At 43.2% G+C, this 11,845-nt stretch carries 11 protein-coding genes; 10 read left to right on the forward strand and 1 reads right to left on the reverse strand.

The annotated features are described in order from the left end of the window. The first annotated feature begins 151 nt into the window (after nucleotides 1-151). The 7 genes from LIR34_RS10160 (at nucleotide 152) to LIR34_RS10190 (ending at nucleotide 7,192) form a co-directional block, all read left to right on the forward strand. The gene (locus LIR34_RS10160) at nucleotides 152-1,492 is read left to right on the forward strand and encodes a DUF1254 domain-containing protein (protein WP_244092303.1); all 1,341 of its coding nucleotides are present in this window, start codon (nucleotides 152-154) and stop codon (nucleotides 1,490-1,492) included. Nucleotides 1,493-1,528: 36 nt separating this feature from the next. Then, nucleotides 1,529-2,308: a hypothetical protein gene (locus LIR34_RS10165; RefSeq protein WP_161284845.1), complete on the forward strand. Its 780-nt coding sequence runs from the start codon at nucleotides 1,529-1,531 to the stop codon at nucleotides 2,306-2,308. Between the two features lie 171 nt (nucleotides 2,309-2,479). After that, complete coding sequence (locus LIR34_RS10170) at nucleotides 2,480-2,692, forward strand: hypothetical protein (RefSeq protein ID WP_173902682.1); 213 nt, start codon at nucleotides 2,480-2,482, stop codon at nucleotides 2,690-2,692. A gap of 21 nt (nucleotides 2,693-2,713) precedes the next feature. Beyond that, nucleotides 2,714-3,685: an alpha/beta hydrolase gene (locus LIR34_RS10175; RefSeq protein ID WP_243149069.1), complete on the forward strand. Its 972-nt coding sequence runs from the start codon at nucleotides 2,714-2,716 to the stop codon at nucleotides 3,683-3,685. 240 nt (nucleotides 3,686-3,925) lie between these two features. Then, a complete protein-coding gene (locus LIR34_RS10180; RefSeq protein ID WP_173902683.1) occupies nucleotides 3,926-5,314 on the forward strand; it encodes a condensation domain-containing protein in 1,389 nt (462 codons plus the stop codon). Between the two features lie 25 nt (nucleotides 5,315-5,339). Then, nucleotides 5,340-5,570, forward strand: a complete 231-nt coding sequence (locus tag LIR34_RS10185) for an acyl carrier protein (protein WP_118254628.1) — start codon at nucleotides 5,340-5,342, stop codon at nucleotides 5,568-5,570. Between the two features lie 77 nt (nucleotides 5,571-5,647). Beyond that, complete coding sequence (locus LIR34_RS10190; protein ID WP_173902684.1) at nucleotides 5,648-7,192, forward strand: AMP-binding protein; 1,545 nt, start codon at nucleotides 5,648-5,650, stop codon at nucleotides 7,190-7,192. Between the two features lie 61 nt (nucleotides 7,193-7,253). Here the strand turns inward: LIR34_RS10190 and LIR34_RS10195 are convergent, their stop codons facing one another. Next, nucleotides 7,254-7,832 carry a TetR/AcrR family transcriptional regulator gene (locus LIR34_RS10195; RefSeq protein ID WP_173902685.1) on the reverse strand — a complete coding sequence of 193 codons (579 nt, stop codon included), beginning with the start codon at nucleotides 7,830-7,832 and terminating at the stop codon, nucleotides 7,254-7,256. 434 nt (nucleotides 7,833-8,266) lie between these two features. Between LIR34_RS10195 and rsxC the strand changes: the two genes are divergently transcribed. The 3 genes from rsxC to LIR34_RS10210 are packed head-to-tail and all read left to right on the forward strand — an operon-like array spanning nucleotide 8,267 to nucleotide 11,777. After that, the gene (rsxC, locus tag LIR34_RS10200; RefSeq protein ID WP_173902686.1) at nucleotides 8,267-10,231 is read left to right on the forward strand and encodes an electron transport complex subunit RsxC; all 1,965 of its coding nucleotides are present in this window, start codon (nucleotides 8,267-8,269) and stop codon (nucleotides 10,229-10,231) included. Between the two features lies 1 nt (nucleotide 10,232). Further along, on the forward strand, nucleotides 10,233-10,853 hold the full coding sequence (locus LIR34_RS10205) for a methylenetetrahydrofolate reductase C-terminal domain-containing protein (protein ID WP_161284850.1): 621 nt from the start codon (nucleotides 10,233-10,235) through the stop codon (nucleotides 10,851-10,853). A gap of 45 nt (nucleotides 10,854-10,898) precedes the next feature. After that, nucleotides 10,899-11,777 (forward strand): methylenetetrahydrofolate reductase, encoded by an 879-nt coding sequence (locus tag LIR34_RS10210; RefSeq protein ID WP_005428196.1) that lies wholly within the window; start codon nucleotides 10,899-10,901, stop codon nucleotides 11,775-11,777. Nucleotides 11,778-11,845 lie beyond the last annotated feature (68 nt).

Below are 11,845 nucleotides of genomic sequence, written 5' to 3' on the forward strand. Positions count from 1 at the left end.
AAGATTCCAGTAGTACCGCTTTATAGCGGGCCAGTAAAAGTGCTTGCGATACCGCCCTTTGGGGCGAGCAGTAATAATGGCCCTTTGGAGGGCCAAGGATAAACCACCAGTTGAACTGGTGGTTGCTAACTAGTTACAGGAGGATATGGATATGAATATGAAAAGATTTGCAGCATCTGTTGACAGTGAGACAGATGAAAATATATGGAAGACAGTGGAAGATGCCTATGTTTATGCCTTTCCGCTGGTGATTATGGATGCGACTAAGATTTCGGCAACGAACACAGAGGAAGCTGTTACCGAAAAAGCACCTGTAAATCAGTTTATACACAGTGTTGCACTGGCAGATGCACAATTCAGGACTGTGGTGACTCCTAATGTGGATACGATCTATTCACAAGTCTGGTATGATCTGAGTGAGGAGCCGATGGTCTATGAACTTCCAGAAACAGATCGTTTTTGTAAGGTTCAGGTACTGGATGGATGGACAAATACTGCCGCGGTTCTTGATAAGGCTGGTGCATATGCAATTACTCTTTCTACGTGGGAAGGGGAACTGCCTGAGGGAGTTACCCGTATCGATGTTCCTACATCCATGGCATGGTCTATCACCAGAATCATTTTATCAGGAGAAGAGGATCTTCCAAATGTGCATGCCATTCAGGAAAAAATGAAACTTATGCCGCTTTCCGATTATATATCCAGAGACACTTATGAACCTCCTAAGGGAAGCTACAGCGAAGAGAATGATTATGTTCCTGTTGATAAGGTCCTTTCCATGGATCCAGTCACATTTTTTAATAAGGCCAATGAGTTGATGGTAAAGAATTCTCCGGCAGCTGCAGATAAGGAAATGCTTGAAAAAATAGCAGCTGCAAATGTAGGTCCTGGTATGGAATTTGACACTTCTGTTCTTACCGGTGATGTTACAGAAAACTGGAAGACAATGCTGACAGAAATTCGGATAAAGATCATCAAAGAGGGCCAGAAATTCTCAAAAAAGCTTGGTCAGTGGGACTATTTTGGTGAACCGATCGGAGATTTCAATACAGCATATGCTTATCGTGCACTGGTAGCACTTGCAGGGCTTGGCGCCAATACAGTTGAAGTTGCACTGTATCCAAAGATAGAGCAGGATGCGGATGGAAATCCTCTCACAGGAGAAAAATCATATCTGCTCCATTTCGAAAGCTATCCGCAGGTTCTTGAAGGGGGATTCTGGTCTGTGACTGCATATGGAGACGATGATTTCCTGATTGATAATCCTATTGATCGTTACTGCATAAATGACCGTTCCGGTCTGAGAGCGAATGATGATGGTTCGGTTGATATTATTCTGTCTGAAGATGCCCCAAAGGACACCGCAAACTGGCTTCCTGTAGGTGATGGCGGCTTCCATCTGTATATGCGTATCTATACGCCTGATATGGATGCCCTGGATACGTGGACGGCACCGACCATTACAGAGATTGATCCATCAAACGTGAACTAAATATTTCCACATTTATACAGAAAGGAAAGATAATATATGAAAAATAAATTATGGAAAATAATGATCGTGAACAGTATCCTGATTTCTGCAATTACATTGTCAGGTACAACAACGGTAAGCGTTCAGGCAGAAGAAACAGATATTTCAGCAGAAAGTGAAACGGATCAGCAGACCCTCTTTGACGATGCGGTTGAAGATGCAATGATCATTGACAAGGATGAAATCCTTCCCGTAGTAAGTCTGGAGGAGGGACAGCCATATGCTGTTTACGATCAAGAGGGCAGGATCCTTCTTTATACCTTCCATAAATATCCGGACAGTTATCCAGATGGTGCAGATGTAAAACTGGAATGGGGAAATGTATGGACATTTACAGGTGGAGAACTGGAAGAATGGTATCAGAAGAATAAAGAGGGTGTGACAGACTGGCAGGCAAGAATAAAAGAACTCATCGGTCTGCGTCCGGATAACGAATCGGAGTATTTTACGGCTATGTGGGTAAAACCGGAAGACGTTTTCCGCCCGGCGTATGTTTCAGATATCGGAACAACAGAAATGACAGATGCATTTTCGGATGAAGTCGATGAGGACTATAAAGAATGGTTTGATTCAAATATTATCTCCAGTTATTTTGACGGGAAATATCCATGGACGAGACTGGGATATACATATGACTGGGCAGACAACGGCTCAGAATATGGACTCTCTGAATTTATCGTCAAAAAAGACAGCGATGTAAAGGTGGCATATACTGTTGATCTGAAGGAGATGCTGAATAAACTGGACAATGATTCCTGGAATCCTGACGGACAGTAAATAAAATGTCCATGCTGAGGAAAAGTACGGAAACAGTGTGAGATAGACAAAGAACAGCCTGTAGAAATACAGGCTGTTTTTTGTCGCCCAAAATATATGCAGAATCATCAAACCGAAAAGAAAGAGGCATGTATATAACTGGCGGGGTAAGATTTAACGCAGATGCAGTAGGTGCATTTAAAATCCTGCAGACACACAGAAGAAATTGGATTGTATATGCTGGCTCTGGAGAGTATAATACTATACGGATGCCCTTTTGCAGAGAATCCGACTGATACAGAATGCGATGAAAGCGGAAAACTGATCATGGGAGCACTTCTTGATGCGGCAGACAGGCACTGGAAGATGGATATACAATGTGGCTGGGCAAGATTCTTATTCTAAAATATGAACTGTGGGGAAATCATGATGAAGAAAAAATTTATTAAGCTGTTTGCAATATTGTCGTTTGTCTTTTTGGGAGTGCTGGAGATGGGATGGCGCTTTTTTAACATGGTGGTCTGCTGTAAAAGAGGAGAGTACAAAAAGGAAAGAAAGAAATGGTTTGAGCTGTCTCATATCAGGGAGAATCATCCCCAGAACGGTTATGCCAGGGAATACAATGAGAGTAAGGCATGGTGCTTTGAGCAGAAGATGCAGGACTGTTATATCAAAAGTATCGATGGACTAAAGCTGCATGCATTATATCTGCCGGCAGAAGATGCAAAACGGATCGTTATATTAAGCCATGGATATCGTGGCAGCCGGTTTGGCACCCTGTCGTTTATGGCGAAATATCTGCATGAGCATCAGTGTGATGTTCTGTTTATAGAACATCGCTGCTGCGGTGACAGCGAGGGAAAATATATTACCTTTGGAGCAAAGGAACAATGGGATGTGCAGCAATGGGCAGTGTATGTATCTGAACGAAACAAAGAGAAGCTTCCGATTTATCTGTACGGACAGTCCATGGGTGCGGCTGCTGTACTGATGGCATCAGGACATATCCTCCCAGCGGAGGTAAAAGGCCTGATCGCGGACTGTGGTTTTCAGTCTATGGAAGGGCAGATGCGTGATATGGCAGCTAACTGGTTCCACCTGCATCATATTCCACTGCTTCTGATGGAACTGGACTGGTTCTGTTCTCTTCTGGCAGGATTTCATATGAAAGATGCAGACACTACCGAAGCCATGAAAAAAAATACAAGACCGGTTCTCTTTTTCCATGGAGAGAAGGACACCTATGTGTATCCGACTAACTCTTTTCAGAATTATATGCTCTGCAGGGCAGAGAAGGAACTGGTCATCATACCGGGAGCACGGCATCTGTGCAGTGCCTATGCAGATCCGGAACTGTATCAGCACAAGATGATGGAATTTTTTGAGAAATACGATTAAACGGACATAAAGAATCCTGACCGGGATTTATCAGACATGGTACATAACAGGGAATACACCTTGGAACTGTTATGTTAAATGCATGATAAGTCCCGGTCAATTTTTTGTAAAGTGTTCATTAAGTTCTGGGGGTACTGGTATTTCCTGAGAAGGTATGATATTTTTTCACCTGAAGCATATATACAATGTTTTCTGTCTCGGATAAAGAAGAAAAACGGGACAATGGAGGTTATCTATTATATGAGAAATTATTATCCTTTGACGGCAGCTCAGAAAATGCATCACAACTGGATCGTGGATTATGGTACACAGCAGGTATCTGGCGTCAGTGTTGTGGCTTCTGTACAGGCAGAACTGGATTTTGGATTATTAAAAAAATGTATTCAGATGGAAATGGAGCGTTCAGACTGTACCAGAGTCCGTTTTACGAAGCCGGATAAAGATGGAAATGTAAAACAATATATAGAAAAACAGGATCCGCGTGATATCGAACTGAAGGATCTGTCTGGAATGGAAAGTCTGGCAAAGGCAGATGAGCTGATGCAGCAGTGGGCATATGAAACATTTGACGGAGATAATATCCCGATGTGCGAATTTACCATGCTGAAGCTTCCGGAAGGATACAATGGTTTCTTTTTACATATGGATCACAGACTGATCGATTCCTGTGGGCTTGTAGTTATGATCGGAGATCTGTTCCAGTTATATACGCATTATAAATATGGAACGGCCTGCCCACAGGAACTGGTTGATTTTGAGACGGTTCTGAAAAAAGATCTTGCAAAAGCGGGCAATGAAAAGCGTTTTGCAAAAGATAAAAAATTCTGGGATGACCAGCTGGATGAACTGGGCGAGCCGTTATATTCTGATATTCAGGGACCGTCCGTACTGGAGGAAGCAAGAAAGCGTCATGGGGATCCGAAGCTTCGTGCTTCTGATATTGAGATGAACGAGCTGTTTGTCGCAGTAAAGGATTATCATCTGGAACCGTATGCGACACAGAACCTGATGGATTTCTGTATGAATCATCAGCTTTCCATGACGAATCTGCTTCTGCTTGGTATCCGTACTTATCTGTCAAAAGTAAATAACGGACAAGAAGATATTACGATTCAGAATTTTATATCCAGACGTTCTACCCATGATGAATGGACTTCCGGGGGAAGCAGAACTATTATGTTTCCGTGCAGAACAGTGATCTCACCGGAGACAGATTTTCTCTCGGCAGCTTATGAAATCCAGAATATGCAGAATCGAATTTATATGCACAGCAATTACGATCCGGCACTTATCGTGGATGAGATGAGAAAGAGATATCATACACCGGAGCATACCAGCTATGAAAGCTGCTATCTTACCTATCAGCCAATGCCGGTGAAGGTGGAGAATGAAATGCTTGGAACCGTTCGCCAGCATGCCAAATGGTTTGCAAATGGTGCCGCAACCAAAAAAATGTATCTGACCGTATCTCACACTGAGGATGGCGGCATGAACTTCTCATATCATTATCAGACTGCTCATCTTGAGGAACATGACATGGAACTGCTTTATTATTATATGATGCGTATTCTGTTTAAGGGAATTGCAGAGCCGGATATGAGCATCGGCGAGATTATGGAACAGGTATAAAAATCAAAAATCAGGAGGAAATGGAATGAATCAGGAAATGGAATTTAAAAATATTGTAGCACAGTACAGCAAAGTGAAGCCGGAAGAGATGACAGGTGAGATGAGATTCCGTGAGGATCTGGGATTTACTTCTCTGGATTTCATGTCTTTTCTGGGTGAGCTTGAGGATACCTTTGACATTGAACTTGAGGAAACCGAAGTGACAAAAATTACAACTCTTGAGGAGGCACTTAAGCTTCTTGAGGAGCTTCAGTAAGAACTAAGTTGTGTGTGAACGGAGCGAACAGAATTAACAGAATATCAGTCCACAGAACAGAGAGGGAGGAGAAAGATATGCTGATCAGGGATATATTAGAAGAAAGTGTACAGAAATTTGGCGAAGTCAAGGCAGTAAAATGGCTTAACCGAAAAGAGGTTCTGGAGAGAAGTTACAGTGAAATGATGAAAAATGTGATTTCCACCAGAAAAGGACTTCTTGCAGAAGGTTTTGAGGGAAAGCATATTGCATTGATCGGAACCAGCTCTATAGAATGGATCGAAAGCTATCTGGGAATTATTACAGGATGTACTACAGCGGTGCCGCTGGATGCAGCACTCCCTTGTGAAGAACTGATCGATCTGATAAACCGGTCCGATTCCGAAGCACTCTTCTTAAGTCCGAAACACAGACCGTATCTGGAAGCATTTCTTGCAAACTGTCCGAAACTTCAGAAAGTATGGATGCTCCAGGAAGAGGTGGAGGATGTACCGGCGGATACATATAGTATCAGCGAACTCAGAAATTCAGGAAAGAATGCAAAAGGAGATGCTTCCTGCCCGGATGCAGAAGATATTGCGACTATTATCTTTACTTCCGGAACGACAGGAAAGAGCAAAGGAGTTATGCTGACACAGAATAATCTGGCTTCCAATGTTGAGGCAGTCAAAATCACGGCAGAACCCGGAACAGCCATGCTCAGTGTACTTCCGATCCATCATGCATTCTGTCTTGTCATGGACTGGATGAAGGGCTTTTCTCAGGGGGCAACCCTCTGTATCAATGACTCCCTGCTTCATATGATCAGAAATATGAGTATCTTTAAACCGGATATCATGCTCATGGTTCCAATGATGATTGAGACGATTTATAAGAGACTGGCAGCCGCTGATCCGGCAATTCCGAAGGCAGTTCTTGCAGAAAAAGTATTTGGCGGAAAACTGCACACGATTTTTACTGGTGGGGCACATCTGGATCCTTACTATATTGACTGTTTTGCAGAGTACGGTATACAGATACTGGAAGGCTACGGTATGTCGGAATGCTCTCCGGTCATCAGCAATAATACACAGGAAAACAATAAGCCGGGTTCCATCGGAAGACCACTTGAGAATGTGGAAATCAGATTTGAGGATGGAGAGATTCTGGTAAAAGGTACAAGCGTCATGAAGGGATATTATCAGATGCCTCATGAGACAGAGGAAACGCTGAAAGATGGCTGGTTGCATACCGGAGATAAGGGATATATGGATGAAGATGGTTATCTTTTCATTAATGGCCGTGTGAAAAATCTGATCATTCTTTCCAATGGCGAAAATGTATCCCCGGAGGAAATCGAGAACAAGCTTGCATTGAATCCGCTGGTGGGCGAAGTCATTGTAACAGGCGAAGGCAACGGTCTTACAGCCCGTATTTATCCGGAACAGGCAGTTGTGGAGGCGAAGGAACTGGATGCTGAGATGATCCGGTCACAGCTTCAGGCATTTTTGGATGAATACAACAAAAATCAGCCGACTTACCGTCGCATTACAGGTCTGGTGATCCGGAAAAATCCATTTATCCGCAATACGACAAAGAAGATCAGGAGACAGGATGTCCTGATCGACGAGCCGCAGGCATAATAAAAACCCGTCTGAGTACTTTCGCTCAGACGGGTTTTTATTATGCCTGTATGCGGGGCAGTCAGGACAAAAGAGGCAGCATGCCTGCCAGGAAAATCTGAGTCAGAATTTCTGCAATGACTTCTGGTGCAAGATCAAAATTATCCCGGGTCCATTTGTGAAGCACACCGATGGTGCTGCCGATCGCGCAGGTGATCACGTAAGATATTTCTTCTTTTGTGTGTCTGTCGGGTCTGGCACTAGAGGTGGTAGCGGTGACATAGTGATGAAGCATGGTCAGCATTTTTTCAAACAGATCATTCCCGTGAGGGGTGCTCAGAAGACCGGCAAGGAAGGGATTTTCCATTGTATAGCGACAGATCGTCAGAAAATAGGACTGACAGATATCGCGGTCATTTTCCGGATGAAATTTTTCCATTATAGAAAAAACATCATGGATCGTCTTTTCCTCAACAGCAGATACAAGAGAGGGGATATCCTGATAATGATTATAAAAAGTACTTCTAGCGATACCAGCTGTTTTGGTGATATCGGATACGGTGATCCGGTCAGGAGCTTTTTGCTTTATGAGTTTAAAAAAAGCACCCAGAATGGCTTCGTCTGCCACAGAATATCTTTCGTCAGAAACTGGATTTTGCATAGTTGATTCCCTCCCATATTTCATAAATATAGTAAAGCATAGCGTAACTGTGAGGGTACTGAATAGTTACAGTATAACACAAATCCGACAGTATAAGAACAAAAAAATGGTATGTCAGGATGTCTGGTATTAAAGTTTGAGGCAAAAAAAATCCATCTCACCATTATGATAAAAAAATAACAATAATGATAAAAAAATAACAGATTTTTTCAGCGTGCAGAACCGCTTTTTTATAAAAAAAGAGCTTATTTTTGATGAAAACATACAATAAGAACTGGATAAAATAAACGATTTGTGCTACATTTATATAGGATAGTAATTATAGAACCAGTTTATCGGATTTTTATTGTTTTTTTCTTAACAGTGCAGAGGGGAAGGAAGGATAGAAGCTGATAAGCATATAAGTTCAAATATTTCATAAGGAAGGTGAGCAATTGGAGAACTATACTAAGTATCAGCTGAAAAGCAATGAAGAACTTGCATCATTGCTTGAGGGCAAAGACAACCTGTATGTCATTGCCTGTAACAAGTGCTTCAAGGAATTTGACACCATTGACGAGCCGGACTGCGATGAATTTCTGAAATTTGCCGCAGAACAGGGCAAGACAGTCACTGGCAGTACAAAGGTAGACTTTTTGTGTAACAAGATGCACACAGAAAGAAAATTACAGGATCTGTTTCCGGAAGGAACAGAGAATGTTATCGTAATTTCCTGCGGCCTTGGTATTCAGACAGTTGCAGAACTGGCAGGAAAACCAGTTTATGCAGCAAGTAATTCTCTTAACTACAGAGGCCATCATGGCATGGCTCTTACCAAGAAGAGCTGTGATGCCTGTGCTCAGTGTTATCTGAACATAACCGGTGGTGTCTGTCCGATCGTTGATTGCTCCAAGAGCCTTGTAAATGGGCAGTGTGGAGGTGCCAAGAACGGTAAGTGCGAAGTAGATCCGAATAAAGACTGTGCATGGGAGAAGATTTATCAGAGACTTGCAAAACAGGGACGACTTGAGGAATTCCTCAATCAGCCTGTACAGGTCCGTGACTTCTCAAAGGTGAATTTCAAAGTAATCAACGACTACGTTAAAGCAATAAGGGAAGACAGACTGAATGGATATTATGGCGGTGTTCATCCGTCAGAACATAAGGAATTCAGCGAGCATATCGATCTGAAGAAATTCCCGGATCCTAAGACAGTTGTGATCTCTATGTCACAGCATCTGGGCGCTCCGGCTAATCCGATCGTTCAGGTAGGAGATACCGTAAAGGTCGGACAGAAGATCGGCGAAGCTGCCGGATTTATCAGCGCACCGGTACATTCCAGTGTAAGCGGAACAGTAGTTGCTGTTGAACCTCGCATGCATGGAACAAGAGGCGGTGAAGTGATGGCAGTTGTCATCGAATCAGACGGAAAAAATACTCTGCACGAATCCGTACAGCCTCATAAACCATTAGATGATCTTACCGCGGATGAGATCATCGAAATCGTAAAAGAAGCAGGAATTGTTGGTATGGGTGGTGCAGGTTTCCCGACCTGTGTTAAACTGAAACCAGCGAAACCGGTTGATACGATTCTTCTCAATGGATGCGAATGTGAGCCGTATCTGACAGCAGACCACAAGGTTCTTCTTGCATATGCAGATGAGATTATCTTTGGTCTGAAAGCAATCCTCAAGACAACAGGTGCCGAGAAAGGTATTATTGTTATCGAGGATAACAAGCCGGATGCTATTGAATTAATGAAGGAAAAAGTTGCCGATATCGGAAATATGGAAGTGTTTGTTGCAAGAACCAAATACCCGCAGGGCGCTGAGAAAACTCTCATCAAGCGTGTTCTGGGAAGAATCGTTCCAAGCGGCGGACTTCCGGCAGATGTTGGTGTTATTGTAGATAATATCAGTACAGTAAAAGCAATTGCTGATGCGATCCAGACAGGTATGCCTTTGATCGAGCGTGTTGCAACCGTTACAGGCGAAAAGATCAAGAATCCTGGCAACTTTATCATCAAGATTGGTACAAGTGTAAGAGAACTGATCGATTATTGTGGCGGATTCACAGACGAGGATGTTCTGGTCAAGATGGGCGGTCCAATGATGGGATTCCCTCTGAACACACTGGATGTACCTATGATGAAGGGATCCAATGGTATTATTGCCATTGATACAGATGAGACCAAAGAGCAGCCATGTATCAAGTGCGGACGCTGTGTGGATGTATGTCCGATGGAACTTTCTCCTCTGTATTTTGTAAAATATGCGAAGGAAGAGAACTGGCAGGGAATGAAAGACATGAACGTTATGGATTGTGTTGAGTGCAGATGCTGTCAGTATATCTGTTCTTCAAAGATTCCGATCATTAACAGTATCAAAGCCGGAAAAAATGCAATAAGGGGGATGAAGTGATATGTTGATTACCCAGTTAAAAGCAAAAGAAACGATCGCATCACTGACAGCCGGAAAGAAAGTTTTCATTATTAACTGTCATGGATGTAAAGAAGTTCGTTTTCCGGAAAAAGAGGCTGTTGAACTTCAGAAGGAACTTTCTGCTGAAGGAAAAGTAACAGGAATTATGACCACTGATTATATCTGTAATCCGGAAAATATGGAATTACGTCTTAAGAAACATATGAGCAAGATCCAGGAAGCAGATCTGGTTCTGGTATTCTCCTGCGGTGTCGGAGTACAGACCGTTGCGGAGTATCTGGATGACAAGATGGTCTGTGCAGCCTGTGATACATACCCGGTACCTGGTTTCCAGGGTGTAACACCGTTAGAGTACAAATGTGACCAGTGCGGTGAGTGTTATCTGAACCTGACAGGTGGAATCTGTCCGATCACAGCATGTTCCAAGAGTCTTGTAAATGGTCAGTGCGGTGGTTCCAAGAACGGTAAATGCGAAGTTGACAGTGAGATGGAGTGTGGATGGGAGCGTATCTACAGACGCCTTGAAGAGATCGGACGTCTGGATCTGCTGAAATGTCCGACACAGGTTCACAACTTTGCAACAGACGATGAAGTGAAATAAGAAGCCTGATAAATTATAATATTATAATGATTGGAGCAATGTACAATGAAAATGAAAGAATTATTCGACCGTGGTGAATTCGTAGTTTCTGCTGAAGTAGGACCGCCGAAGGGAATCCATGTAGATGAGCTTGTAGAAGAAGCCAAAACATATCTTAAGGATGTTCATGCAGTGAACGTAACTGATAACCAGTCTTCTGTTATGCGTCTTGGTTCTCTTGCTATGTGTAAGGTTCTCAAGGATGCAGGTATGGATCCGATCTTCCAGCTTGCATGCCGTGACAGAAACCGTATCGCACTGGAGTCTGACCTCTTAAGTGCTGCAATGTTTGGTATTGAGAACATCCTCTGCCTGACAGGTGACCACACAAAGATGGGAGATCATCCGCAGGCAAAACCGGTATTCGACCTTGATTCCGTATCCCTTCTTCACACAGTGAAGCTTCTGGAGTCTGGTGTGGATCTTGGCGGCAATGAGCTCGTTGGTGAGCCGCCGAAATTCTCCAAGGGTGCTGTTGTATCTCCGTGCAGCGATTCCGTTGACGCACAGCTTGCAAAGATGGAAAGAAAAGTTGCAGCAGGTGCAGATTACTTCCAGACCCAGGCTGTATTTGAGCCGGAGAAATTCATCAAATTCATGGAAAAAGCAAAACAGTTCGGCAAACCGGTACAGGTTGGTATCATCATTCCGAAGTCTGTTGGAATGGTAAGATTCATGAACAACAACGTTGCCGGCATCCATGTTCCGGATGAAATGATCGAGGAACTGAAAGCCGATAAAGAAAAGACAAAAGCAGGTATCACGGGTGTTGAGATCGCTGCACGTATCATCAAAGAGTGCAAACCATACTGTCAGGGTGTTCATATCATGGCACTTGGCTGGGAATCCAAGATCCCGGATCTGCTGAAACTGGCTGAGATCTAGAATATGTAAGATTTGAAATAAAAATAACAGGTGTCTGTCTTTGGAGAAGAACCAAAGGCAGGCACCTG

The organism is Blautia sp. MSK17_66 (assembly GCF_020538025.1).
In the GTDB taxonomy this organism is placed as follows: domain Bacteria; phylum Bacillota; class Clostridia; order Lachnospirales; family Lachnospiraceae; genus Blautia_A.

Coding starts and splice junctions, on each gene's coding strand:
- LIR34_RS10185 (WP_118254628.1), top strand. CDS start 5,340: ATGAATCAGGAAATGGAATTTAAAAATATTGTAGCACAGTACAGCAAA.
- LIR34_RS10165 (WP_161284845.1), top strand. CDS start 1,529: ATGAAAAATAAATTATGGAAAATAATGATCGTGAACAGTATCCTGATT.
- LIR34_RS10160 (WP_244092303.1), top strand. CDS start 152: ATGAATATGAAAAGATTTGCAGCATCTGTTGACAGTGAGACAGATGAA.
- LIR34_RS10175 (WP_243149069.1), top strand. CDS start 2,714: ATGATGAAGAAAAAATTTATTAAGCTGTTTGCAATATTGTCGTTTGTC.
- LIR34_RS10190 (WP_173902684.1), top strand. CDS start 5,648: ATGCTGATCAGGGATATATTAGAAGAAAGTGTACAGAAATTTGGCGAA.
- LIR34_RS10180 (WP_173902683.1), top strand. CDS start 3,926: ATGAGAAATTATTATCCTTTGACGGCAGCTCAGAAAATGCATCACAAC.
- LIR34_RS10210 (WP_005428196.1), top strand. CDS start 10,899: ATGAAAATGAAAGAATTATTCGACCGTGGTGAATTCGTAGTTTCTGCT.
- LIR34_RS10205 (WP_161284850.1), top strand. CDS start 10,233: ATGTTGATTACCCAGTTAAAAGCAAAAGAAACGATCGCATCACTGACA.
- LIR34_RS10195 (WP_173902685.1), bottom strand. CDS start 7,832: ATGCAAAATCCAGTTTCTGACGAAAGATATTCTGTGGCAGACGAAGCC.